The 26,223-nt window shown below is 32.0% G+C and carries 26 protein-coding genes; 14 read left to right on the top strand and 12 right to left on the bottom strand.

The genetic code is table 11. From position 1 onward, the window contains the following. Positions 1-57: 57 nt before the first annotated feature. Entirely contained in the window at positions 58-1,428 is a 1,371-nt protein-coding gene (locus V7P59_RS07045) for a saccharopine dehydrogenase family protein (protein ID WP_333809448.1), read from the bottom strand. A 123-nt stretch (positions 1,429-1,551) separates the two neighbouring features. Here V7P59_RS07045 and V7P59_RS07040 point away from each other — a divergent pair, with 123 nt between their 5' ends. Next, entirely contained in the window at positions 1,552-1,938 is a 387-nt protein-coding gene (locus V7P59_RS07040) for a DUF423 domain-containing protein (RefSeq protein ID WP_333809447.1), read from the top strand. 69 nt (positions 1,939-2,007) lie between these two features. Beyond that, a complete protein-coding gene (pckA, locus tag V7P59_RS07035; protein WP_333809446.1) occupies positions 2,008-3,633 on the top strand; it encodes a phosphoenolpyruvate carboxykinase (ATP) in 1,626 nt (541 codons plus the stop codon). Positions 3,634-3,752: 119 nt separating this feature from the next. Here the strand turns inward: pckA and V7P59_RS07030 are convergent, their stop codons facing one another. Together V7P59_RS07030 and V7P59_RS07025 are read right to left on the bottom strand one after the other, a co-directional pair. Further along, positions 3,753-4,502, bottom strand: coding sequence for a uroporphyrinogen-III synthase (locus V7P59_RS07030; RefSeq protein ID WP_333809498.1), 750 nt, complete (start codon positions 4,500-4,502; stop codon positions 3,753-3,755). Between the two features lie 17 nt (positions 4,503-4,519). After that, positions 4,520-5,185 carry a DUF4271 domain-containing protein gene (locus V7P59_RS07025; RefSeq protein WP_333809445.1) on the bottom strand — a complete coding sequence of 222 codons (666 nt, stop codon included), beginning with the start codon at positions 5,183-5,185 and terminating at the stop codon, positions 4,520-4,522. A gap of 106 nt (positions 5,186-5,291) precedes the next feature. Between V7P59_RS07025 and V7P59_RS07020 the strand changes: the two genes are divergently transcribed. The 3 genes from V7P59_RS07020 to V7P59_RS07010 are packed head-to-tail and all read left to right on the top strand — an operon-like array spanning position 5,292 to position 7,746. Next, positions 5,292-6,014 carry a polyprenol monophosphomannose synthase gene (locus V7P59_RS07020; RefSeq protein WP_333809444.1) on the top strand — a complete coding sequence of 241 codons (723 nt, stop codon included), beginning with the start codon at positions 5,292-5,294 and terminating at the stop codon, positions 6,012-6,014. Next, the gene (locus V7P59_RS07015) at positions 6,014-7,360 is read left to right on the top strand and encodes a dihydroorotase (protein ID WP_333809443.1); all 1,347 of its coding nucleotides are present in this window, start codon (positions 6,014-6,016) and stop codon (positions 7,358-7,360) included. The genes V7P59_RS07020 and V7P59_RS07015 overlap by 1 nt, the downstream gene beginning before the upstream one ends. After that, complete coding sequence (locus V7P59_RS07010; protein WP_333809442.1) at positions 7,360-7,746, top strand: DUF4296 domain-containing protein; 387 nt, start codon at positions 7,360-7,362, stop codon at positions 7,744-7,746. Before V7P59_RS07015 ends, V7P59_RS07010 begins: the two co-directional genes overlap by 1 nt. Here the strand turns inward: V7P59_RS07010 and V7P59_RS07005 are convergent. After that, positions 7,724-8,719, bottom strand: coding sequence for an NAD-dependent epimerase/dehydratase family protein (locus tag V7P59_RS07005; protein ID WP_333809441.1), 996 nt, complete (start codon positions 8,717-8,719; stop codon positions 7,724-7,726). The two genes, V7P59_RS07010 and V7P59_RS07005, sit on opposite strands and share 23 nt — an antisense overlap. Positions 8,720-8,822: 103 nt before the next feature. Between V7P59_RS07005 and tyrS the strand changes: the two genes are divergently transcribed. Next, positions 8,823-10,112 (top strand): tyrosine--tRNA ligase, encoded by a 1,290-nt coding sequence (tyrS, locus tag V7P59_RS07000; RefSeq protein ID WP_333809440.1) that lies wholly within the window; start codon positions 8,823-8,825, stop codon positions 10,110-10,112. On the opposite strand, the gene V7P59_RS06995 is transcribed toward tyrS, so the two are convergent. The 6 genes from V7P59_RS06995 to V7P59_RS06970 all read right to left on the bottom strand — a co-directional run bounded on the left by V7P59_RS06995 (position 10,105) and on the right by V7P59_RS06970 (position 17,856). Next, positions 10,105-11,106: a LuxE/PaaK family acyltransferase gene (locus tag V7P59_RS06995; RefSeq protein WP_333809439.1), complete on the bottom strand. Its 1,002-nt coding sequence runs from the start codon at positions 11,104-11,106 to the stop codon at positions 10,105-10,107. The genes tyrS and V7P59_RS06995 overlap by 8 nt on opposite strands. Positions 11,107-11,220: 114 nt before the next feature. After that, complete coding sequence (locus V7P59_RS06990; protein ID WP_333809438.1) at positions 11,221-12,051, bottom strand: T9SS type A sorting domain-containing protein; 831 nt, start codon at positions 12,049-12,051, stop codon at positions 11,221-11,223. Positions 12,052-12,205: 154 nt separating this feature from the next. After that, positions 12,206-13,216, bottom strand: coding sequence for a T9SS type A sorting domain-containing protein (locus V7P59_RS06985; RefSeq protein WP_333809437.1), 1,011 nt, complete (start codon positions 13,214-13,216; stop codon positions 12,206-12,208). A gap of 105 nt (positions 13,217-13,321) precedes the next feature. Further along, positions 13,322-13,660 carry a T9SS type A sorting domain-containing protein gene (locus V7P59_RS06980; RefSeq protein ID WP_333809436.1) on the bottom strand — a complete coding sequence of 113 codons (339 nt, stop codon included), beginning with the start codon at positions 13,658-13,660 and terminating at the stop codon, positions 13,322-13,324. A 101-nt stretch (positions 13,661-13,761) separates the two neighbouring features. After that, positions 13,762-14,922, bottom strand: coding sequence for a hypothetical protein (locus V7P59_RS06975; protein WP_333809435.1), 1,161 nt, complete (start codon positions 14,920-14,922; stop codon positions 13,762-13,764). Between the two features lie 165 nt (positions 14,923-15,087). After that, complete coding sequence (locus tag V7P59_RS06970; RefSeq protein ID WP_333809434.1) at positions 15,088-17,856, bottom strand: TonB-dependent receptor; 2,769 nt, start codon at positions 17,854-17,856, stop codon at positions 15,088-15,090. A 179-nt stretch (positions 17,857-18,035) separates the two neighbouring features. Between V7P59_RS06970 and V7P59_RS06965 the strand changes: the two genes are divergently transcribed. Next, on the top strand, positions 18,036-18,725 hold the full coding sequence (locus V7P59_RS06965; protein WP_333809433.1) for a response regulator transcription factor: 690 nt from the start codon (positions 18,036-18,038) through the stop codon (positions 18,723-18,725). Next, the gene (locus V7P59_RS06960; RefSeq protein ID WP_333809432.1) at positions 18,725-19,768 is read left to right on the top strand and encodes a sensor histidine kinase; all 1,044 of its coding nucleotides are present in this window, start codon (positions 18,725-18,727) and stop codon (positions 19,766-19,768) included. Before V7P59_RS06965 ends, V7P59_RS06960 begins: the two co-directional genes overlap by 1 nt. Here V7P59_RS06960 and V7P59_RS06955 read toward each other — a convergent pair. Next, the gene (locus V7P59_RS06955; protein WP_333809431.1) at positions 19,751-20,797 is read right to left on the bottom strand and encodes a glycosyltransferase; all 1,047 of its coding nucleotides are present in this window, start codon (positions 20,795-20,797) and stop codon (positions 19,751-19,753) included. The genes V7P59_RS06960 and V7P59_RS06955 overlap by 18 nt on opposite strands. After that, positions 20,798-21,619: a UDP-2,3-diacylglucosamine diphosphatase gene (locus tag V7P59_RS06950; protein WP_333809430.1), complete on the bottom strand. Its 822-nt coding sequence runs from the start codon at positions 21,617-21,619 to the stop codon at positions 20,798-20,800. A gap of 118 nt (positions 21,620-21,737) precedes the next feature. Here V7P59_RS06950 and trmB point away from each other — a divergent pair, with 118 nt between their 5' ends. The 6 genes from trmB to V7P59_RS06920 all read left to right on the top strand — a co-directional run bounded on the left by trmB (position 21,738) and on the right by V7P59_RS06920 (position 26,153). Continuing rightward, positions 21,738-22,412, top strand: coding sequence for a tRNA (guanosine(46)-N7)-methyltransferase TrmB (gene trmB / locus V7P59_RS06945; RefSeq protein WP_333809497.1), 675 nt, complete (start codon positions 21,738-21,740; stop codon positions 22,410-22,412). 53 nt (positions 22,413-22,465) lie between these two features. Further along, the gene (locus V7P59_RS06940) at positions 22,466-23,092 is read left to right on the top strand and encodes a LysE family transporter (protein ID WP_333809429.1); all 627 of its coding nucleotides are present in this window, start codon (positions 22,466-22,468) and stop codon (positions 23,090-23,092) included. 3 nt (positions 23,093-23,095) lie between these two features. Continuing rightward, on the top strand, positions 23,096-23,437 hold the full coding sequence (locus tag V7P59_RS06935) for an MGMT family protein (RefSeq protein WP_333809428.1): 342 nt from the start codon (positions 23,096-23,098) through the stop codon (positions 23,435-23,437). 166 nt (positions 23,438-23,603) lie between these two features. Next, positions 23,604-24,191, top strand: a complete 588-nt coding sequence (locus V7P59_RS06930) for a YceI family protein (RefSeq protein WP_333809427.1) — start codon at positions 23,604-23,606, stop codon at positions 24,189-24,191. A 47-nt stretch (positions 24,192-24,238) separates the two neighbouring features. After that, positions 24,239-25,534 carry a hypothetical protein gene (locus V7P59_RS06925; protein WP_333809426.1) on the top strand — a complete coding sequence of 432 codons (1,296 nt, stop codon included), beginning with the start codon at positions 24,239-24,241 and terminating at the stop codon, positions 25,532-25,534. Positions 25,535-25,595: 61 nt separating this feature from the next. Continuing rightward, on the top strand, positions 25,596-26,153 hold the full coding sequence (locus V7P59_RS06920; protein WP_333809425.1) for a YceI family protein: 558 nt from the start codon (positions 25,596-25,598) through the stop codon (positions 26,151-26,153). The last annotated feature ends 70 nt before the right edge of the window (positions 26,154-26,223 follow it).

The raw sequence follows: 26,223 nt of genomic DNA, 5'->3' as shown, positions 1-26,223 counted from the left end.
ATAAAAAAATCCGAAACCAATTACGATTTCGGATTTTCTATTTTGAATTATAATTACTTAATTCTTTATATTTAGTGGATTGTAACCTAAATAGGGAACTTCAGTTTCTTTGAAAATTACGCCGTAATCTTCTAATTCTTTCAAGATTGGATTGTATACTTCTTTTGTAATTGGGAGTTGTACGCCTGGTGTTGTAATTTCCTTGTTTAAGATTTTTAATGTTGCTATAGCCACTGGAAGTCCAACAGTTTTTGCCATTGCTGTATACGTTTGATCGTCACCAATGCAAACCATGGTAGAATCAATTTGTTTTTTCTCGCCGTTTAATTCGTAACCAAATTTGTGATACATCACAATCATATCTTTATCATTTGGTTCTAAAGCCCATTTTTCTGACAAGATTTTTTCTAAAATTTGTGCCGGAGTTGCTTTTACTAAACCAATTTTTTTGTTTGGATTGAATAAATCGATTTCAACTAGTTTATCCCAAATAATATCATCTTGGTCAATTTTTTGCGCGTGACGTAATTTAATTTCAACAGTATCAGTCGGGTGATAAGGTAAAAACGAATTCGTAAATTCACGATACGTCATGTTTTCCGAATTGTCAATTGTGTATGAATCGTCTGTCATGCCTAATTGCACTAAAATATCCCAAGCTCTTGAATACCCAACTCTTCTGATAGTTCCTCGGTAACAAGTTAAAGCATCATCTAATCCGTAAACGCTTCTGTATTTTAAAGAATCACGATTAGCGTAAGCTTCGAATCTTCCGTAACCTTCAACTTCTAAAAACTCGGTTCTTCTGAATAATTTGGTGTAAGGGATGTATTTGTAAGTTCCTTCTTGAATAAATTTTGCAGCGCCACCTTGTCCAGCTAATACTACATTTCTAGGGTTCCAAGTAAATTTGTAATTCCATAAATTGTTGTCGCTTTCAGGAGCCACTAATCCGCCACAGAATGATTCAAATAAAATGATGTTTCCGCCTTTTTCACGAATTTCATCCAATACTTTCATTGCACTCATATGATCGATTCCTGGGTCAAGCCCAATTTCATTCATAAAGACTAACCCGTTTTCTTTAGCTGCAGCATCTAATTCTTGCATCGCTGGGCTGATATAAGATGCGGTTACCATATGTTTTTTGTAGGTAATACAATCTTTTGCAACTTCTAAATGTAAATGCGCTGGCAACATTGAAACTACAACATCTGCTTTTTGAATTTCTTCTTTTCGTTGTGCTTCATTAAAAATATCAAAAGCAATCGCTCTAGCATTTTTGTGATTTTTGGTCTTTTGTTTTGCCAATTCTTCCGACAAATCGCCAATAGTAACCTGAAGATTTTGTGCTTCGGAATGGTCTAATAAATATTTTATAAGAGATGAAGCAGAACGCCCTGCTCCAATGACTAAAATGTGTCTCATTTGGTAAAATCTGAAAATATCACACGAAGATAGTAAAATGTTATATTTATAAAAATAAATTCTTGATTTATGACATAATTTAACATAAAAACTTTTGCTATCTTTGGTCACAAATTATACAAAATGGATAAGAAAATACTGTTGGTTGCTGCTTTTTTGGGAGTTACAGCAATAATTTTAGGAGCTTTTGGTGCTCATGGTTTAAAAAAAGTACTTTCGATGGAGCAATTGGCAACATTTGAGGTAGGAGTGCGTTATCAAATGTATCATGCTTTGTTTCTTTTGTTTGTTGGAACATTTGCCTTTCTTGGAGAAAAAGAACGTACAATTATTTTTTATTTGACAATCACAGGGGTTTTGTTTTTTTCAGGTTCCATTTATTTTTTGGCAACTAATACCATCACTAATTTGAAGACAAAATTTTTAGGACCCATAACACCAATTGGAGGTTTATTCTTGGTTGCTGCTTGGGCGTACTTATTTTATACTGTTTTGTCTAAAAAACAATAATTTAAAACGGTATCTCAAATTTAATTTATAATTTTGCACTTTATTTAAAACACAACATAACCTAATTTTATGGATACGAATGCTCAAACTACGAAATCGATTTCGTTAGAAAAGTACGGAATCGTTAATGTATCAGAAATCATATACAATCCTTCATACGATTATTTATATAATGAAGAATTAAACCCAACTTTAGAAGGGTTTGAAAGAGGTCAGTTGTCAGAACTTGGCGCGGTAAACGTAATGACAGGTGAATTCACAGGTCGTTCTCCTAAAGATAAATATATTGTTAAAGATAGCGTTACAGAAAACACAATTTGGTGGAATTCTGATAAAGCAGCTAACGATAACAAACCTATTTCTCAAGATACTTGGAATGCTTTAAAAGAAACTACAGTAAAGCAATTATCGAATAAAAAATTATACGTTGTTGACGCTTTTTGTGGTGCAAACGAAAATACAAGATTGAAAGTTCGTTTCATCATGGAAGTTGCATGGCAAGCTCACTTTGTAAAAAATATGTTCATTCGTCCAACAGAAGCTGAATTAGAAAACTTTGGCGAGCCAGATTTCGTAGTAATGAACGGTTCAAAAACAAGTTTCAAAGATTACGCTGCTCACGGATTAAATTCGGAAGTATATATCGCGTTCAACTTAACTGAGAAAATCCAATTAATTGGAGGGACTTGGTACGGTGGAGAAATGAAAAAAGGATTGTTCGCTATGATGAACTATTACTTACCATTACAAGGAATTGCTTCTATGCACTGTTCTGCTAACAAAGGAAAAGATGGTGATGTAGCTGTTTTCTTCGGATTATCTGGAACAGGAAAAACTACTTTATCAACAGATCCAAAACGTGAATTAATCGGAGACGACGAACACGGATGGGATAATGATGGTGTTTTCAATTTCGAAGGTGGATGTTATGCAAAAACTATCGATTTAAGTAAAGAAAACGAGCCAGATATCTTTGGAGCAATCAAAAGAGATGCGTTGTTAGAAAACGTAACCATTGATGCAAACGGAAAAATTGATTTTAAAGATGGTTCAGTTACACAAAACACTCGTGTTTCTTATCCAATTTATCATATTGAAAATATTGTAAGACCAGTTTCTAAAGCAGGTCATGCTACTAAAGTTATTTTCTTAACGGCAGATGCATTCGGAGTAATGCCTCCTGTTTCTAAACTAACTCCTGAGCAAACAAAATATTACTTCTTATCAGGATTTACTGCTAAATTAGCAGGAACTGAAAGAGGAGTAACACAACCAGAACCAACATTCTCAGCTTGTTTTGGAAAAGCATTTTTAACATTGCATCCAACCAAATACGGTGAAGAATTAGTTAAGAAAATGGAGCAACACAATGCTACAGCTTATATGGTTAACACAGGTTGGAACGGAACTGGAAAACGTATTTCAATTAAGGATACTCGTGCCATCATTGATGCTATTTTAGATGGTTCAATTGAGAACGCAGAAACTAAAACAGTTCCAGTATTTAATTTTGTAGTTCCTACAGCTTTACCAAATGTTGATACAAATATTTTAGATCCAAGAAATACCTATCCAGATGCTGCTGAATGGCAAACAAAAGCAGAAGATTTAGCTTCAAGATTTATCAAAAACTTCGTTCAATATACAGATAACGAAGAAGGTAAATCACTAGTAGCAGCTGGTCCTCAATTGTAATCTAATGAAATTTATATAGAAAAGTCCCGAAAATTTCGGGACTTTTTTTGTTTCATATTATAAAAAACCCCAAATTCATTATTGAATTTGGGGTTTTAAGTATTTCTGAGGGGGTGATTTTATTTTCCTTTATTTGCTTCCGTAATATATTTCTCTAAAGCTCCAGTCATTGATGGAGTTCCAGGGCTAGGTGCCATAATGTCAACTCGTAAACCGTGCTCTAAAGCTTCTTTTTGAGTAGTACTACCAAAAACTGCAATACGAGTATTATTTTGTTTGAAATCAGGGAAGTTTTTAAATAATGATTTGATTCCAGTAGGACTAAAGAAGGCTAAAACATCGTAATACACATCTTTTAAATCCGATAGATCACTCATTACTGTTCTATAGAAAGTACCTTTTGTCCAATCAACTTTCAAAGCATCCAATGTAGGTGGTACATCAGCATTTAATTGATCAGAAGAAGGTAATAAGAACTTCTCGTCTTTATATTTTTTAATAAGTGGCGACAAATCAGCAAAGTCTTTTTGACCAACATAAATTTTTCTTTTTCTATAAACCACATAACGTTGTAAGTAGAAAGCTACGGCTTCAGACTGACAAAAATACTTCAAGTCCTCAGGAACTTTGTAGCGCATTTCATCTGCTACTCTGAAAAAATGATCAACAGAGTTTCTACTGGTTAATATGATAGCGGTATAGTTGTTTAAATCGATTTTTTGAGCGCGAACTTCTTTAGCAGGAACACCTTCTACGTGGATGAAAGGTCTAAAATCTATTTTGACTTTCAGTTTATTTTGAAGCTCAAAATAAGGAGAATTTTCTACTTTAGGCTCTGGTTGTGAAACTAATATTGTTTTCACTTTCAAATTTGACATATTTCTCTCTAATTTTTTGTAAACCAATTATAAATAAAATAGTAAGGTGCTATTTCAAGGGTGCAAAGATACAAAATAAAATAAAATATTTTACGTAATAGTAAATTTTGATATAATTTCAATGCAACCAAGTAAGTAGTAACGTTTATAGTGATTAGTATAATCAATAATGTCCAAAAGAACCAATTAGCATTTAATGAATTGTAAAACAAAATGATGTTTACAGGCAATAAAATGAATCCAAAATAGGCTCTATAATTGACTTTTAACAAGTTGAATTGTTCGTTGAACTCTTCAATTTTAAATGCGGTTGCAATAATTTTTTCTATTAAAAACTTAGAAAGGATAAATACCGTTAAAAAAGTAAAGATTTGGATGTAAATAATTAAATTGGTCTTTTCGGCTCTATCAAATTGATCGAGTACTAATAAAGTAAAGAAAGAAAACGAAATCAGTTGCAATACAAACATCGAAATGGTAAAACCGCTCATTAAATTACTGCTATCACGATAAATTTTAGTGTATTTATCGGAATATGCTAATCGAACAAACTCATTAAATCTTACCGATGATATGGTTTTATTAATCGCAATTATAGCCACACAAATAACAAACAAGATGGTCGCCCAGTCTTTGCTTTCAATAATTCGATCGTGTAATTGAATTGCTAACATATGAGCGCAAAATTACAAAAAATAGTGTCATTTTCATTATTATAAAATTATTAAGAATTGTCAACTAGAAATAGCTTATTTTTGCAATTAAAATATACGATTTTTTATGGCTCAAGGTGTTGTTATAATTCCTACGTTTAACGAAATTGAAAATATTGAAGCGATCATAAAGGCAGTTTTGGCTTTGCCTTCTCAGTTTCATGTTTTAATAGTAGATGATAATTCACCTGATGGTACAGCTGTAAAAGTGAAAGAAATGCAACAGGAATTTCCTTCGCAACTTCATTTAGAAGTCCGATTGAAAAAAGCAGGACTAGGCACAGCCTATGTGCATGGATTCAAATGGGCGCTTTCAAAGGGTTATACATATATTTTTGAGATGGATGCCGATTTTTCACACAACCCAAATGATTTAGAAAAATTACTAGTTGCTTGTAAAAATGGTGCTGATGTAGCTATTGGATCAAGATATTCAAACGGAGTAAATGTGGTAAATTGGCCATTAAGCCGTGTTTTGTTATCTTACTTTGCATCGGTTTATGTAAGAATGATTACTGGTATGAAAATTGCTGATGCCACAGCAGGATTCAAATGTTATAGAAGAATAGTTTTAGAAACCATTAACCTCGATAGAATTAAATTTGTGGGTTATGCGTTTCAAATAGAAATGAAATATCGTGCTTTTGTTAAGAATTTTAAGATTGTAGAAGTGCCAATCATTTTTACAGATAGAACAAAAGGACAATCAAAAATGAGCAGCGGAATTATTCGTGAAGCCGTTGTTGGAGTGATAATGCTTAGATTACGTAAAATATTTAATAGATTATAATGAGTACTTTTTTAATTCGAAATGCCAAAATTGTAAACGAAGGAGTTGTTTTTGAAGGGGATATATTAATTGAAAACGAATTTATAAAAGAAATAGCCGAAAAAATAAGTCCAAAATCCTCTGATTGTGTTATTATTGATGCAGAGGGGAGTTATGTAATGCCTGGAGCTATTGATGATCAAGTGCATTTTAGAGAGCCAGGTCTTACCCATAAAGGAACTATCGAAACAGAAAGTAGAGCAGCTATTGCAGGAGGAATCACTTCTTTTATAGAACAGCCAAATACAGTCCCAAATGCTGTTACACAAGAACTTTTAGAAGATAAATACCAAATTGCTTCTCAAACATCATATGCAAATTATTCGTTTATGATGGGAGGAACTAATGATAATCTCGAAGAAATCTTAAAAACGAATCCAAGAAATGTAGCAGGATTAAAACTTTTTTTGGGTTCTTCCACGGGAGATATGCTCGTAGATAGTTCTGCTTCATTAGAGAAAATATTTTCAAGTACTAAATTATTGATTGCTGTACATAGTGAAGACGAAACTATAGTAAAAAATAATTTAGCGAAGTACAAAGAAATTTACGGAGATGATATTCCAGTAGAAAAACATCCCGAAATTAGAAGTGTTGAAGCATGTTATAAATCAACAGAAAGAATTATTGATTTAGCTAAAAAAACTGGAGCCAGACTTCACGTTTTTCATATTTCAACCGCAAAAGAACTCGATTTATTTACCAATAAAATTCCATTAGAACAAAAACAAATTACTGCAGAAGTGTGTATTCACCATTTATGGTTTACAGATGCAGATTATGATACTAAAGGGTCTTTAATTAAATGGAATCCAGCTGTAAAAACGCAAGCAGATAAAGATGCTTTATGGAAAGCACTATTAGATGATAGAATTGATGTAGTTGCAACTGATCATGCACCTCATACTCTGGAAGAAAAATGCAATCCTTATTTGACTTGTCCTTCTGGTGGACCATTGGTTCAGCATGCTGTTGTGGCAATGTTTGAGGCACATCATCAAGGAAAAATTTCGGTAGAAAAGATTGTAGAAAAAATGTGTCACAATCCGGCCAAAATTTTCAAAATCGAAAAACGTGGTTTCATTAAAGAAGGATATTATGCTGATATTGCTATTGTAAATGCCTACTTGCCATGGAACGTGAAGAAAGAAAATATTTTATACAAATGTGGTTGGTCTCCGTTTGAAGGGTATAATTTCAAATCAAGAGTAACACATACTTTTGTTAATGGAAAATTAGTTTATCACAATGGTAAAGTAAAAGAAATTAAAGCAGGACAACGTTTATTATTTGAAAGAGAAGCATAATGAAGCAACTACTTTTTTTATGGGTTAGTTTATTGTTGTTTTCTTGTTCTAAGAACCCAGCACCTAATCCCGATAATTTATTGGATGAGGAAGTAATGGTAGATATTATTTACGATATTTCAATACTTCAAGCAATTGATGGCTCAATGCCCTACAAGCTAAATGAGTATAATATTGAAATGGATAAATATATTTTTGAAAAATATAAAATTGATAGTGTAACATACCGACAAAATCAACGCTATTATGCAGCTAATCCTCGAAAATATAAAAAAATTTATAAAAAAGTAATGGAGAGATTAGAACAAGAAAAGGCTAAAATGGATGTAGATTTAAACAAAAAAGCGGTTGAAGAAGGGAAAGCTATTTATGAGCCTGTAGAATAGTTTTTAAATAACTTTCTTTTTTTTGAAAAGTAATTTGTAATTCTGATTCAATTTTGAAAGTATCAAAAGTGGTTCTTGAATAAGAGGCAATAGCTGTATTTCGAGTTAATTTTCTTTTTCGATTTGCTATTTTTGAAATTAACCAATCCAAACGCCATGCAATTGCCATCATAGGCTTTTTTGCTTCAATGCTTGGTTTTTTTACGTTCAATTCTGCTGCAATAAAATCGAGCAATTCTTTTGTAGAAATGTTTTCGCCCACTAAAGTATAACGTTCTCCATTAACATTACTTTTCATTAATTGAATCATACATTTCACAACATCTTCAACTGAAATAATTCCAATATTACCTTTAGTATAAAATGATAATCCTTTTTTAACGGATTGAATAATTACATCACTTCCTTTTTTTGGAAAGCCATATCCAAAAATTACACCCGGATTCACAATTACGACTTCTAAACCTTCTTGATGTCCACGCCAAACTTCCATTTCAGCACCGTATTTCGTAATAGCATAATCACTGTGCAATTCTTCTGGATTCCATTCGGTTTCTTCTGTGATAGTAGTTTCGTGTTCTTTGGGGTTTCCTAAAGCTGCAATTGAACTTACGTGACAAAGTTTTTTGATGCCAAAATCAATACAACAATTCACTACGTTAGCAGTTCCTTCAATGTTAATTTTTCGAAGTTCGTCTTCGTCGCTCGGGTCAAACGAAATCAAAGCAGCACAATGATAAACATGAGTGACATTTTCAAAAGCAATTTCTAGCGAAGGAATATCCGTAATGTCGCCTTTTGCCCAATGAATTTTATCAAAAAGCGCGGTTTGATTATGAAAAGCAAAAACATTTTTGACTTTTTCAATTTGTTTATCCGAACGAAATAATGCTTTTACTTCCTCATTTTCTTGAAGAAGTTGCACTAATAAATGCGAACCTACTAATCCTGTTGCTCCTGTGACTAAAATCATGTTGTAAAAATAGCAATTCTTTTAAAAACGGACTAACTTTTAAACCTTCAAACTTTTAAACTTTTAAACTAAAAACTATCTTTGCCCAAATTATTTTAAAATCATGAAAAATTTTATTGAAGAAGTGACTTGGAGAGGAATGCTCCACGACGTAATGCCAGGCACAGAAGAACATTTGATGGAGCAGATGCGTGTGGCGTATGTGGGTATTGATCCAACCGCCGATTCATTGCATATAGGACATTTAGTTGGAGTAATGTTGTTGAAACATTTCCAATTGAGTGGTCATAAACCATTGGCTTTAGTTGGTGGAGCAACCGGAATGATTGGTGATCCATCAGGGAAATCTAATGAAAGAAATTTATTAGACGAAGCTACTTTGCGTCACAATCAAGAAGCGATTAAAGCACAATTGGCTCGCTTTTTAGATTTTACTTCTGCGGAAGCAAACGCTGCCGAGTTAGTAAACAACTATGATTGGATGAAAGAATTTTCTTTTCTAGATTTCATTCGCGATGTAGGAAAACACATTACTGTGAACTACATGATGGCGAAAGATTCGGTTAAAAAACGTTTAACTGGAGAAACTTCAGAAGGAATGTCGTTTACAGAATTTACATACCAATTAGTGCAAGGTTACGACTTTTTACATTTATACCGTGCTAAAAAATGTACGCTGCAAATGGGAGGAAGTGATCAATGGGGGAACATTACTACCGGAACCGAATTAGTTCGTAGAATTGAATCAGGTAAGGCATATGCGTTAACTTGTCCGTTGATTACAAAAGCAGACGGAACAAAATTCGGAAAATCTGAAGGCGGAAATATTTGGTTAGATGCAGAAAGAACTTCGCCTTATAAATTTTACCAATACTGGTTGAACACTTCAGATGTTGATGCTGAAAAGTACATTAAGATTTTCACCTTCTTAGATAAAGAAACCATTGAAAAACTAATTGCAGAACATAACGAAGCGCCTCATTTAAGAGCGTTACAAAAACGTTTAGCAGAAGAAATTACTGTAATGGTACATTCTAGAGAAGATTTAGAAAATGCAATTGCTGCTTCCAATGCTTTTTTTAGTCCATCAATGGAGGAATTGAAAAAGTTAGATGAGAAAACCTTTTTAGAAGTGTTTGATGGCGTTCCTCAAGCTGAAATTTCAATGGAAGATTTGAATGCTGGTTTGGATATGATTGCAGCTTTAGCAGCAAAAACCAACTTCTTAGCTTCTAATAGTGATGCTCGTAGAGAATTGAAACAAAACTCGATTTCTTTAAATAAAGAAAAAGTGGGTGAAGATAAAATCATTACTAAAGAAGATTTAATCAATAATCAATTCTTGTTATTACAAAAAGGAAAGAAAAATTATTACGTAATAAAGGTTAAATAACCATCAAATTACAACCACGAATATCAGAATGATCAAAACGTCCCAACACTTCGAAAGAATGGTTGGGATGTTTTTTGCCCAAATCTTGAGTAGCAATAAACGAACACGAATTGATATTGGCTAAATCAATAACGTTAATTCCGCCTGTTTTTCCTTCGGAAACATAAGTTAAGGCATCTTCGGTATCGCGAATAAGAATTTGCATCCATGGCGGACATTCGAAAACACCATCACCAAGAGAATACGCTTGCGAAAGTAATTCCGTCATACCATATTCGGAGTGAATTTTAGAAACTCCAAATCCATTGCATAAAAGCGAATGCAATTCTTCACGAATCATTTCTTTTCGTTTGCCTTTCATACCACCAGTTTCCATGATGATGAGGTTGCCTCCTAATTCCGTAAGCGGAAATGAAGTAGCTTGCGCATATTCGATTAGGTCTAATAAAGCATAAGTTACTCCGATAAGAATCGTGTTTTGTCCTTCTTTGTTTAGTTTTTCTATTTTCTGCAAAAGTTCATTATGGTTATGCAAATAAAACCCAGAATCTGTATGATTACTGCTTTGAATTAAATCTTCCACCATATAAATCAAGGAAGAACCTTCGCGCTCTAAATAGGAAGGAAGTAAAGCTAAAACGCAATAATCTTCAATATTTCCGTAGAATTCTGAAAAGCCTAAGCGATAACTCATTTCATACCAACTTACATCGGTAACTAAATGTTTGCTGGTTTGCATTCCGGTTGTACCACTACTTGTAAAAATTTGTTCTACTGGTTCAGATGAACTTAAAACGTTATGACTTTTAAAAAACTGAATCGGTAAAAATGGGATTTCGGTTAACGATTTCACATTTGTTTTGTTTTTCTTTAAGAAGTTGCAAAATTGTTGGTACACCAAATTAGTATCGTACTGATGACGAAATACTTTTAAAGTAATTTTTTCAAATTCTTTTTTTGAGCCAATTTGGAAAATATCTTCTTGTGAAATCATATTGCAAAAATAACAAACAAATTGGTCATAATTAAAAAAGCACCAACTTTCGTTGATGCTTTTCTCTATTCTTATCATGCTGTCCCGAAGCTTCGGGATATTTCAGCATCTAAATTATTTAATAACTAATTTTCTTGTAGCAGTTTTTCCTTCTTCGGTGATTTTAACCATATATACACCTGAAGCTAGATTACTAACATCAACTGCAGTATTGTTAACTTTTGTTGATAATACTTCTTTGCCTAAAACATTATAGATTTTTACATTCATTTCTGCATTAGCATTTGAAGAAATAAATAATGTATTTCCTGATAATGGGTTTGGATACATTGTTAAACCTTCAATTTGGTTTGAATTTGTGCTAAGTGTAGAATACTTTACTGCTACATTATCAAAGTACCATTTACCATTGCTTCCGTTGTACCCACCACCTTGAACTTGCTCGTATTGTGTTCCTCCATTTGGGTTAAAAATAGATACCACTCTAAATGCAAAGTTAGGATTGTTGTCACAGGTTGCAGGAAATGTTAAAGTAACAGGTAAAAAGCTTGATGTTAATCCGCCGTTATTGTTTCCTAAAATTAACCAATTTGTTCCGTCAATGGTATATTGATATTGTTGCCATTTTGAAGATTGATTGTGGCCATAAGTGTCGAAAGTTACTGTAATTCCAATATAACCAACTGTGCTAGTTGCAAATTGAATTCCTGCTGTACCAGAACCAGCATTTACCAAAGGGAAATCTGCGAATCCTAGAGCTTGAGTTCCTGCATTGTTAACGTAAATAGGGCTTCCGCATCCACCTACAAAACTCAAAGTTCCTGTTCCTGAAGAAGGGTTTAATGTGCTTAAGTCAAAATTCCAACCCGCAAAGGAAGTTTGTGCTTGAGATACTATTGTTGAAAATAATAATGTCAATAGTAAAAGAGAGTAGTTTTTTTTCATTTTTTTGTTATTAGATTATTTTTCTTGCAAATTTATAATGTTTTGTAAGAAAAGACAGAATTTTTTTAGTTTTTCGATGAAGTGTTTGATATTTCCGATAAATAAAAAAGCACTAACATTTGTTAGTGCTTTTTATGTGTCTTGTGAGATTATTTTATTTAATAACTAATTTTCTAGTAGCAGTTTTACCTTCTTCTGTTATTTTAACCATATATACACCTGAAGCTAAATTGCTTACATCAACTGTAGTATTGTTAACTTTTGTTGATAACACTTCTTTACCTAACACATTATAGATTTTCACATTCATTTCTGCATTAGCAGTTGAAGTAATAAATAATGTATTTCCTGATAATGGGTTTGGATACATTGTTAAACCTGGAATTGAATTTGAATTTGTGCTAGCTACTGCTTGCGGAGTAACAGCAGCCCAAGTATTAGCTACTCTAATTTCGTCGATTTCAATATTACCAGTACCAGCTGTAGCATTACCACCTTGACGAATCACAAATCCAGCAATTTGAGCTGGCGCAGCGGTTGTTCCTGTAACGTTAGTTACTGTTGCAGCAGGTTCGGTAGATCCTGGTGTTGGATTAACAAATAGGCTTGCTGTGTTTGTTGCTAAATCATATTTTACAACAAAAAGATAAGTTGTGTTGATTGATAAATCTGTTGATATAAATGTTGGAGTTGCAGTTCCTCCACTATTATTCAAAACACCAACTAAAAAAGTACCTGTAGTAGATCCTTTTTTGAAGTAAATTCTTCCTTGAAAAGCTGTTGTTGATGCGCTTGCTACTGAAGTAAGAGCTAAACCGTAGTCTCCTGTTGTAGCATTTGCCGTTAATTGAGTGTCATCTAATACTTTTACCAAACTCGAAAAGTAAATAGTTCCTGTTAAAGAAGATGTTAAAGGGAAATTCACATCCTCTCCATTGCCTGCAACCATTGACGTTCTATTTCCTGTTGAAGCTAACAAACCGGGATATGCTAAACTACTTCCATTATCACTTGGAGTTGTAAGAATCGTTAATTGTCCAGCAGTTCCACTATGTGTTGTCCATCCATTTGCATTTAAAGCTCCAGTTCCAGAAAAAGGAATATACGTTTGTCCAAAGCTTATTAAAGAAATGAATGCAATAGATAAAGTGTAAAGTTTTTTCATTTTGTCATTTTTTAATTTATGGTACAAAGATACAAAACAAATTAATTTTCTTACTAAGAAAAATATGTTAAGTTTAAATTAATTTTTTTACTTAATGGTAAATAACTAGTTGATTATGAGTTTTCTGGTAGCTGTGGCGTCGCCTTCTTTAATTTTGATAATATAAACACCAGCAGCTAAGCTACTCACATTTACTTCTTTTGAAGTAATGGCGGTTTCTAGTACTTTTTTACCTAAAACATTAAAAATTTCTACCTTTTTGTCTAACGAAGATTTTGAGGTAATGTAAATCTTACCAGTATTAACAGGGTTTGGGTAAATGGATAAGCCTTCAATTGTAGGTTCTTGAATTTTGGTTGCAACAGAAGATTTGTTTTCTTGAGCCTGAAGACTAAAAGAAAACAAAAACATTAGAATAAAAATATATAAGTAATTTTTTTTCATGTTCAACCTAAATACAATTACAAAGATATAAAAAATATACCAATTATGGTGCCAAATAAAAAATCCCTCAGGTAGAGGGATTTAATTGATTTTAAAAGTACTTATTGTAATAAAGACATACCTCCAACAGTAGACCATGCGCCGTTAGTAATAGTTGCTCCAGTAGCAGCATTACTAGTGGTATATTGTCCAGAAGGGAAGGATACACTTACCGAACCAGCTCCTGCAAATTCTGATGTGCCATCATTAATCTTAACTGTTGTTAATTTAATTTTATTTCCAGTAACTTGATCGGTGCTTGTAGCTGCGTCTTGAATTCTTACTGCTGTAGCGCCAGCAGTGGTATAACCAGAAATTACAATGTTTGTAAAATCTCCATTACCTTGCTTTTTAAATTGGATTGCATCATATTCAGCAGCTGAAGAACCTCCTTCTGTGTTTGTACCTGCTGCTCTTTTTAAGGTAATATTAGCTACAACAGGCCAATATGCGTTGTTGTTATTTGAAGCTTCGATTTCCATTCCAAAGTTTCCAGTCCCTGTTTGGTAAGCATACCAATTGGAATTGTTTTGACCTCTCCATCCATCTTGCCAGTCAAAAGAGTCATCATAGTTTCCGTAAGAAATTAGGTTAGAAGCGCTAACAGTTCCGCCATAAAATTCAAATCCGTCATCAGCACCTTTATATGCTACTAAGTTTTCTAAAATTGTTCCAGTTCCAACAGAATAAAATGAAAAAGCATTCATTTCACTTGTTCCATCTGTAATTTTTTTACCTGCAAACTCTACTCTTACATAACGTAAAATACCACCATTATGAGCAGCATTTGTTCCTCCATATGTTAAGTTTAATCCGTCTTCTGAAGTTTTAGTCGAAGTTCCCCCTGCACCATTAATTGGAGCATCTCCATACATAATAATACCACCCCAAGATCCAGGAGTTTGAGAACTTTCTGTTAAAACAATTGGTTGAGAAGCAGTACCATTCATTATTAATTTACCGCCATTTTTTACTAATATAGCATCAACGCCATTGGCTCCGTTTGCAGTAATTGTAGAACCAGCATCAAAAGTTACTGTTACTCCGTTCTCAATTGTGTAGATTCCATTTAAAGTATAGTTACCAAATGCAAATGTTCTGTTTGTTGTTGCAGAACCCGATATTTCTCCCTCTACAGGTTGAACAGTTCCTTCATCATCACTTGTTGAGCAACTAGTGAATATTGTAGCTAAAATTGATAAGCTTAATAAAATTTTTTTCATAATCTTAATAGTTTTGTTGTTTTAAATATTTGATACAAACTTACTATCGCTTTGTTTTCTGAACGTTTCGGTTGTATTATTTAATAATTATTTTAATATCACAAAAAAGTAAATGAAATGTTGATTAAATGTAAACAAGAAGAGCAGCTTATGCTGCTCTATCTTTTAGAATTTATAAGAGGCTCCTAATGAGAATCCAGTTCCGCGTTTGTAGCTTTGTACTGTTAAAGAATTTTCAGATACAGGAATTTGACTTTCATCACCCAATACTCTCTCGTATGTTGGATTCAATAAGTTATCGATTGATAATTTTACATCCCATGCTTTGTTTATATTTTGACTCCAAATCAAATCTAATTTATGAAAAGGTTTTTCATAAACATGATCTAATCCCGCGATTCCTACTGCGTAAATTCTCTCTCCATATACTCCATAAACTAGAGTTGCAGTATTTGTCCATTTCTCAGAAAATTTAAAATCATATTTCAAGTCGGCATTCACTAACCAGTTGGATGCTCCTTGTAATTGACGTTTTTCAAATGTGTCAAAGTAAGCACCATTTTCTCCTCTATTTGTTTCAGCAATAGCTTCTGTGTGCATAATAGAAGTATTGAATCCAAAAGACGCTCCTTTTAAATTGTAATTTAATCTGCTTAATTGAAGAATAGTTTCAAATTCTAAACCTAAAAGAGTAGCTGATTTGTTATTGTAATATGCAACTTGTTGACTACTTGAAGCATTATCAAATGTACGCTCAATTGGATTTTCAATGTATTTACCAAAAGCTGTTACTGCGAATATTTCATCTTTTGTTGGAAAGACTTCAAATTTTAAATCAACATTGTTGTTTGTACTATTTACAAGTAATTCATTTCCTCTTTCTGACGTACCATCTGCGTTTATATAGGTAATTGGTAAAGATTCGAAAAGTACAGGACGTGTTATTGTTCTACTTGCTGCGAATCTTATATTTTTTGTTTCACTTACAGCATATTTTAAGTTTAATGAAGGTAGAATGTCTAACTGGTTTGTTTCAATTTTTCTGTAAGGACTCCCGATTGGATCAATGATTTTTCTGTATTTCAAATCTCTAATTGTGTTTTCGGCTCTTAGTCCAACATTAAGTTCTAGTTTAGGAGCAATATTATAAGTGATATTCCCATAAAAACCATCTACTCGGTTGTTAATTTTAGTTTTATATTCTCCACCTGTTTCTTCTCTAAATGAAATCTCATTATTGGCTATTGCATTTTGAACAAAAGAATCAATATTATTTACATTAACAATACTAGCGGGTAAATTTGCATTGTTTGGCAAACCAGCAATAAAGCGATAGGAAGTTTTCATGTATTCTGCATATCCGTTATAACCGAATGCAATTTTGTTTTGTTTGTCTTCGTTTTTACCAAATTTATAGTTGTATTCCATTAAACCAGACATGTGAAAATTGTTTTCAACATCTAAAAATTGACGTATAAAATTATTACTTCCAAAACGCACTTCAATATCTTCTTCATTAACTATTGTTCCGTTGATAAATTTTCTGTCAGGTTGATTAAATTTTGTTCTTGTATACGATAAACCACCTTTTAATGAGTGTTTACCATCTTTAGATAATTTATATTCCGATTGAATTTGATTTGCAAAATAATTTGATTCGTCGTATTGGTTTAATCTTATAAGTTCATTGTTTTGAACTAAACCTCCAGTAAAACCTCTTTGATCTTGAATTAGGTTTTCTGTAGCTTTTATAAATAAAGAATTAGTAGTTATCTTTAATCTATCTGATTTAAAGTTTAGTGAAAATAAAGCAGAAGCTTGTGTTCCAAATTTGTATTGAGATTTTCTTAAATCATTTTGATATATACCTTGACCGTTTTGAAATATTCTGTCAATTCCCTCTCTATATTGATATTTATTATCAAAATTAGCAGAAATAAAATAATACATTCGGTAAGGTTTTTTTCCGACATCAAATTTATTAGCGTGTGTTACTCCAAAGCTAGTGTTTAGAGGAGAACTAATTTTATTTACATTCCATGTCGATTCAAAATTGTTATTGATTTGTCCGTTTGGTATTGATCCAAATCCAGAAGGTAACGCTCTTTCTTGCCCACCAAATCCAAAAAAACTTTTAGAATTATCAGCATCAGAAGATATTAAAAAATCGCGCATATTATTGTTAGTTACATAACCCACTCCATAACTGATCTTAGTATAACTTTCTGTGGGTTGTGTTGTATTAATATCGATAGTGGCTCCAGCAAAATCTCCATAGACATTTGGATTAAATGTTTTGAAAATATCCATATATCCTACAATATCAGTTGGAAATAAATCTAAAGGGATGATTTTCTTAAACGGACTATTTGAAGGAACTGCTAAGTTATTAATCAATAAATTATTATAACGATCTTCTAAACCTCTAATGAAAAGCCCTCTCGATTCTACTTTTGTAATTCCAGTCACTTTTGTTAAACCGGTTTCAACATTGCTAATCCCTTTTCTAGACATTTCCTGAGCTCCAATGCTTTGTTTAATTTCAACCGCTTTTAATTGTTCTTGTAATAAAGCGCTTTCTTTTTCTTTTGAAACCACTTGAACAATTTCAACATCGTTTAATTGCACTCCACTTGGTTCTAGTGTGTAATTAATTACTTTTTTCTCATTTGCTTTAATTGTAAATGGTATTTCTTTTGTTTCATATCCTAAATATCCAATTACTAATGTATAGCTTCCTGGTTTTAATGAAATAGAATATTTTCCATTTACATCTGTAGAAGTTCCTTGTTTGGTTCCTTTAACTATTATGTTAGCAAAAGCTAAAGGTTCGTTGTTAAATTCTTTGTCTAAAATAGTTCCAGTTACAGTTCCATTTTGAGCAAACATTGCTACCGAAAAGAATAATGACAATAATAAAAAACGTAGTTTCATGTTATGTTGTTAAATTTTGGTGCAAAGGAACTGCTGAAGTGTTATAGTAAAGTTACTTGCCTGTTATGAATTAGTTGCTAATGCGTTACCGAATTGTTAATAGATTAAATAATTGTAAACTCCTTTGAACATTTTATTTTATCTTTACCTTTACAAACCAAAACATAACAAATTTTGTAATGAAGAAAAAAGACATTAAGATCTTATTGGTTGATGATGAGCAAGATATCTTAGAGATTGTAGGGTATAATCTTTCTCAAGAAGGCTATCAAATTGTAACGGCTTCAAATGGAAAGGAAGCTATAACAAAAGCAAAAAAAGAACAGCCGCACTTAATTATTATGGATGTCATGATGCCCGAAATGGACGGAATGGAAGCCTGTGAAAACATCAGGAAAATTCCAGAACTTCAAGATACAATCATTACTTTTTTAACTGCTCGTTCTGAAGATTATTCGCAAGTAGCTGGTTTTGACGCTGGAGCTGACGATTACATTGCAAAACCCATCAAGCCAAAAGTTTTGGTAAGTAAAGTACAAGCATTATTAAGAAGATTAAAAGGTGTTGAAGGTGTTTCGTCAACGACAACTTTAACGGTAGGAAATATCGAAATCAACAGAGAGGAATACAAAATTATCAAAGATGGTGAAGAAATCATTTTGCCTCGCAAAGAATTTGAATTGTTCTATTTATTAGCTACAAAACCTGGGAAAGTATTCACTCGCGAAGAAATCTTAGACAAAGTTTGGGGTAACGAAGTTGTAGTTGGAGGAAGAACTATCGATGTTCACATTAGAAAATTAAGAGAAAAAATTGGAGATAACTTCTTTAAAACCATTAAAGGAGTAGGATATAAAATCGAGTTTTAATGCAATTAAAATTTAAAAAATCTTATAAGTTCGCTTTAAAGTCATCGTTATATGTAACCTTGTTCTTTTTAGCGACTATTTTTTTATATCATTTTTTTATTCAATCTTTAAATTTAGTTTTTGTAACAGCTTTTTCGATAATTTTTTATGTAGCCACTTTTTTTCTAATTCAATTTAGAGTAGAACATTTCATTTATAAGCAAGTAAAGAAAATATATGATGATGTTTCGTTGTTGGAAAATACTTCTTATGTAAACCAACCCGTAACTACTGATATGGCAACTTTAACAAGAGAAGTGAAAAAATTTGCTCGAGATAAAAAATTAGAAATTGAAACCTTAAAAATCAAAGAAGAATACCGAAAAGAATTCTTGGGAAACGTTTCGCACGAATTAAAAACACCTCTTTTTACCATTCAAGGCTATTTATTAACACTTTTAGATGGCGCAATGGATGACAAAAATATTCGGAAAAAGTATTTAGAACGTGCAGAAAAAGGAGTAGAACGCCTAATTTATATCGTGAAAGATTTGGATATGATTACCAAATTAGAAGTAGGCGAAATCAATCTAGAAGTAACTCGTTTTAATATTGTTGAGGTAATTCAAAACGTGTTTGATTTGTTTGAAATGAAAGCTGCAAACAAGAATATTACATTGACTTTTGATATGAAATATCCCAAACCTATTTGGGTAATGGCGGATCAAGAAAAAATCCAACAGGTAGTAACGAACTTAGTAGTAAATTCCATCAAATACGGTAAAAAAGGAGGAACTACCGAAGTAGGTATCGAAGATTTAACCAAAAATAAAGTAATCGTTAGAATTACCGATAACGGAGAAGGAATTGCCAAACAAAATATTCCACGATTGTTTGAACGTTTTTACCGTGTAGATAAAAGTGGAGCAAGAAGCGAAGGCGGTTCTGGTTTGGGATTAGCAATTGTGAAGCACATCATCGAAGGTCACGATGAAAAAATCTATGTAGAAAGCCAAATTGGAATAGGTTCAGAATTTTCATTTACTTTAGAAAAGACGAAATAATTCATTCCAATTCGGGTTTACCGAAAAATCTTTAAATCCTTTATAAAAATGAATTTTTTCCAGTTTGGAAGCTTTGAATTTCTCTTGTTTGCAACTAGGTGCTACAATTTCCGATTTAAATTTTTTAGCCAAATATTCTTGTTCGTATTGCCCTGGCGTCGGAATAAAAAACGCTTTTTTCTCCAATTTTGCCAAATCCATGACCGTTGTATAACCTGAACGGCAAACCACAAATTCACTTTCGTTAAAAGCAGTGCTTAACTGTTCCGAATTCATGAAATTGTAATAGGTAATCGAATTTACTTTCTCAATTTGTTGTTGTGATTCTACAATTCCTTTTACGAAAAGAATTTCTTTGTTACTGCTTTCTAATTCTTTGATGAGTTTCTCTTCCATTAAAGTGCGTTGTGGTTCTGGTCCAGACAATAAGACCATAATGTCATATTTAATTGGTAGTGATTTTTTTTCAATGCGACTTAATGGACCTATATAAGAAACGTTATCCATCATTGTTACAGGATGACCTAATTTTCCAGATAAATTTTCTGCACCAGAAACATCAGGAACCCAGCAAGCATCAAATTTTGAAATATAACGCGAATGTAATCTAGTTGTTAACCAAGAGGTTTTTCCTGAAAGTACATTCAATTGATGCGTAATAAAAATAGAAGGTACTTTTGATGAGTATACTCCTAACCGATTATCACTAATTACACCATCAATTTCGTAATTTTCAACAATCTTATTAATTTTTGATTTTTCTTTTTTAATAGCCAAAATCATTTTTGGGATTTGAAGTGCCAATTTCCATTTGAAGTTTTTGCCTTTTTCAGCATATTTAATGTTATATGCTGGCAATTCAATATTAATTAGTTTTGGAAATTCTTTTTTTAATAAAGCTAAAGCTACTCCGTCAGAAGCAATAATGGGTTCAAAACCATTTTCTTCTAATGCTTTTATAATTGGAATACATCGTGTGGCATGTCCTAAACCCCAGTTTAATGGCGCTATGAGTATTTTTTTCTTCATTTATTTTTTCAAAACCGCAATGAATTGTTCAGCTAATTTATTTTCATCTTCAAAATTATATTCATTTTCATTCGAATTATAGCTTCTATCATGTTGGTATAATTTCCATTTTTTGTTATTGTATTCTAATGCGGTTAAATTTTCAACCCAATCTCCTGAATTCAAATAAAATGTTTGTCCTTTTTCATTTTCCATAAACTCAATTTTAGGTTCATGAATATGACCACAAATTACATAATCGTAGCCGTTTTCTATTGCCAAATCCACACAAACATTTTCAAAGTTAGTAATAAATTTAACAGCAGATTTCACATTATTTTTAATTTTCTTGGAAAGTGAATAGGGTTCTTTGTTAAATCGGGCTAAAACCCAATTGATAAATCGGTTAATTAAAATAAGCATATCGTAACCCCAACCACCTAATTTTGCTAACCATTTTGCTTGTGTTATGGAAGCATCAAAAACATCACCATGAAAAATCCAAGCTCTTTTATGGTCTAACTCCAATACGAGTTTGTCAATTAAACTGATGTTTCCCATATGTAAATCGGTAAATTTTCTAAGAAATTCATCATGATTTCCTGTAATGTAATAAACTTTTGTCCCTTTGGTACTCATCGAAATAATCTTCTTAACCACCTCTAAATGTTTCGAGGGAAAATAAGATTTTCTAAATTGCCAAATATCAATAATATCGCCATTCAGCACTAAAGTTTTAGGTTTTATCGAAGACAAATAATCTAATAATTCTTTGGCATGGCAACCATAAGTTCCAAGATGAACATCAGAAATAACAGCCACTTCAACTTTACGCTTCTTCAAAATATAAATTTTAAGCAAAAGACTAAAACGTATCTAATGTTAAGGTTATTGAAACATTATTAAAAGTTTATTTGTGGTCCTAATTATTTGCTTAATTTTGCCCAAAATAAATTTAGAAGTGGGAAGTAAAAACAAATTAAAGCGATTTAAAGAAAACGAAACGTTTACTAATGTGTTCCAACCAACAAGAGAAGAAGTGGTAGGAGATCAATTTCCGTTGAAAGGAAAATGGAGTAGCGATTTCTTTAAAAATGATAATCCAATTGTATTAGAACTAGGTTGTGGAAAAGGAGAATACTCTGTTGGATTAGCCGAAAGATTTCCTGAAAAAAACTTCATTGGAATTGATATCAAAGGTGCAAGATTTTGGCGTGGTGCGAAAACAGCCGTTGAAACTGGTATGAATAATGTGGCTTTTGTGAGAACACAAATTGAGTTAATCCATCATATTTTTACTGAAAATGAAGTGTCTGAAATTTGGATTACTTTCCCAGATCCGCAAATCAAATACAAAAGAACGAAGCACAGAATGACGAATGCTGACTTCTTAGAACGATACAAAAAAATCCTAAAACCAAACGGATTGATGCATTTAAAAACAGATTCAGAATTTATGCATGGTTATACATTAGGATTATTACATGGTTTAGGTCATGAAGTAATTTATGCCAACCATAACATTTACAAAAACGAAGGAGCACCAGCAGAAGTAACAGGAATTCAAACGTTTTACGAAAGTCAATATTTAGAAGTAAACAAGCCAATTACCTATATTAAATTCAGAATTAAGTAATTTTTGTTACATTCATTTCAATATTCTTCCTTACTTTTGGTAAAAATCAAGTTATGACATTTCTTTTGGCTATTTTTTTAGGGTTGATAATTTCTATTGTAGGAATCATCATTCCGGGTATGTTGAATATGACAATTGCAAAAATCAGTATTAAAGAAAGTCAAAAACAAGCTTTAAATTTTGCTTTTGGAGCCGTAGTTGTGGTTTTTATTCAAAGTTTTTTAGGAACTTATTTTGCTAAATTTTTAGATGCCAACCCAATTTTTAGTGAAGGATTAAAAAAAATAGGAACAATTATTTTTATTGGATTAACTGTTGCTTTTTTCATCATGGGATTAAATGCCAAAAAGAAAAAAGAAATTGAAGTGAAGATTGATAAAAAAAGAAATCGTTTTCTTTACGGAATGGCATTATCTTCTTTTAATATGTTTGCAATTCCATGGTATGCTCTAACTAGCTTAATGATGGCTTCAAAAGAATTATTTCAATATGATATCATTTCAATTCTTTTATTTGCCTTTTCGGCAGCTTTAGGAACCTATTTTGTGTTTTATTTGTATGCCAAATTCTTCAAGAAAATTGAACATAAGCTTACTTTTATAGTCCAAAATATCAATTTCTTAATTGCGGCATTAACTGGAATTGTTGCTATTTCTTCCTTGTATAAGATGTTTTTTTAATATTTGAAAAATTCAACTTCAAATAACGACAACTTTTTTGAACGTGTTTACGAGATCGTTCGCCAAATTCCAGAAGGGAAAGTAACTTCTTATGGAGCTATTGCAAAAGCACTTGGAGCCGCTCGTTCTGCCCGAATGGTGGGTTGGGCCATGAATGCATCTCATAACTTAGAAGATGTACCTGCGCATCGAGTTGTCAATAGAATTGGAATGCTTTCTGGTAAACATCACTTTGAAGGCACAAATCTGATGCAACAACTTTTAGAAAATGAAGGTATCAAAATAATTGATAATCAAATTGTTAATTTTGATACCCATTTTTGGGAACCTAAACCTAATAAATAACGATTATTTTTAGTTTTTTGTCTTCTATTCTAAAGTTCAGCCTTTCTTAAAATAATACTAAACTTTTCAATTAAACGTGACAATTGTCATGTTGCACGTTTTTTTTTCGTCCGAAATTTGTCCTATAAAATTAATACAATTAATAGTTCGATAAAATTTTGGTATTATGAGCAAATTAAAAACACAGTTCGGAGCATTACTTACACTTTTACTAGTGATAAGTTATTCTAACACATTAGTCGCTCAAGAGTCTAAAGTAATCTTACCCGAGAGTAAATTAACCGTATTTGGAACTTCAAATCTTCATGACTGGGAAATAGAAGCTAAAGCAATGAGTGGAAAAGCTGCTTTTGTAATTGATGGAGCAGATTTAACAGCAATAAAAAGTTTAGATTTTGCAGTTGAAGTAGAACAATTAAAAAGCGGTAAAAGCGGAATGGATGAAAATACATTTAAAGCTTTAAAAAGCAAAACGTACAAAACCATTAATTACAAATTAGTAAATGTTGCAAAAATTAGTGAAACAGCAGCAGGTAGTTTTGTGGTGGAAACACAAGGTGACTTAACAATAGCCGGTGTTACTAAAAGAATTAATCAAACATTTACAGTTAAAATCGTAGGGAAAAAAGCCATTTTTTCTGGAAAAACAAAAATTGACATGACCGTCTTTGAGATTAAACCCCCTACAGCATTAATGGGTACTATAAAAACAGGAAAAGAAGTAACAATTGATTTTAAAGTAACATACAATTAAACACAAATAAGAACTTATAACTAAAACAAATATTAAAAAATTAAGTCATGAGAACATTTATTAAATTTTCGTTAGTAATAGCGGCCTTAGGTCTTGGAACAGGCATTCAGGCTCAAAATAGAGATTTAGACAATTTCAGACAACCCGATAAAAGAGGGATTAATGTTTTTGAAAGTCCAAAAGATACAGCATCTACTTTTGATGGTGTAAAAGTAAGAGTGGGAGGAGCTTCAACATTGCAATATCAAGCAATTGATCATGAAAATGCTACTGGAGCCGCTGCTTTAATTCCAATTACAAATAATTTTAATTTGGCTACTGCTAATTTGGATTTAGATGTCGCTTTAGCAAAAGGACTTAGAATGCATTTAAGAACATATCTATCTTCTCGTCACCATCCAGAACCTTATGTAAAAGGTGGTTATTTCCAAATTGACAACTTAGATTTCATTAAAGAAGGTTTGGCTTCTGATTTAATGAAAAATGTAACGATTATGTTTGGACATATGGAGACTAATTATGGTGATGCACACTTTAGAAGAACAGATAATGCACAAGCTTTATACAATCCTTTTGTAGGGAATTATATTATGGATTCTTTTACAACTGAGGTAGGGGCAGAAGTTTATTACAGAAAAAATGGTTTTTTAGCAATGTTAGGAACAACTAACACTAAATTAAATCAAGATGTAAAAGACGATGTAGTAAATGGAAATCCAAGTCCTTCTGTTGTTGCTAAATTAGGTTACGACAAACAAATTAATACTGATTTAAGAGTTAGATTTACAGGATCATTATATAATACAGCTTGGGCAACACGAACTTATTTATATGCTGGAGATAGAGCCGGATCAAGATATTACTTTGTAATGGCACCACCAACAACAGGAACACCACCTGTGGCAACAACTGGAGCAAATGTATTTACTACAGGACGTTATAACCCTAATTTTAATAATAAATTAACTGCAATTATGTTTAACCCATTTGTTAAATATAAAGGTTTAGAGTTCTTTGGAATGTTAGAATTAACAAACGGTAAAAACATTAACGAAACTGATAGAAGAAAAGCATCTCAATACGGAGCGGAATTGTTATATAGATTTGGAAATAATGAGAATTTCTACTTCGGAGGTCGTTACAACACAGTATCAGCTGAAGATGTTTCAGGTAAAGATATCGATATTACAAGATTCAACATTGGTGGCGGTTGGTTTATGACAAAAAACATTTTAGCTAAAGTGGAATATGTAACTCAAAAATATGAAGGATTTGCAACTGGAAATATTTTAGATGGAGGTAAATTTAGTGGATTTGTTGCTGAGGCAGTGATTAGTTTCTAAAATAAAATAAGTAAACTTAAAAGCGGAAGGCTAAATTGCTTTTCGCTTTTATTTTCAGATTATGAAAACAATAGGTATAATAGCAGTTTTTATTCTTTTGAGTTTTGGTTTCTCTAAAAATCAGTCTAAGGTTAAAATAACCAATAAAAGTGAAGTAATTATTAAGGGAAAATCAAATGTTAATAGTTTTGAATGTAAATACGATTCTGATTTTATCGAGAATGATTTACAAGTTTCAATTTCTAGAAACAACTCAAAAATTCAGTTAGAAGGAGCTAAATTAGCTATTAAAAGCGCAGGTTTTGATTGTGCTCACAAAATGATAACAAAAGACTTTAAATCATTATTAAAAGTAGAAGAATATCCTCATATTGTACTTAATGTAAAAGAAATTAACATGTTGAAAGAAGATTTGATTGCAAAATTAAATGTAAAAATGGCAGGAGTAGAAAAAGATTATTTGGTTCCTGTTACTTTCAACCCAAACAGCGGCAACGTAAAAGGGATTTTAAAACTAAACATCAAAGATTTTCAATTAAAATCTCCAAAAAAATTATTAGGTATGGTAGTCGTAAATGACAACGTTGAAATCAATTTTAATCTGTTTTTACAATATTAATAAATCAATTTTCAGTTAGTTTAAAAAAGCAATCTCTAATTAAAGGTTGCTTTTTTTGTTTCAATAGATT

The organism is Flavobacterium sp. (assembly GCF_036782315.1).
Taxonomy (GTDB): Bacteria; Bacteroidota; Bacteroidia; order Flavobacteriales; family Flavobacteriaceae; genus Flavobacterium.
The sequence above is the reverse complement of the archived record's forward strand: the minus strand, read 5'-3'. Positions and strand labels throughout refer to the sequence as shown.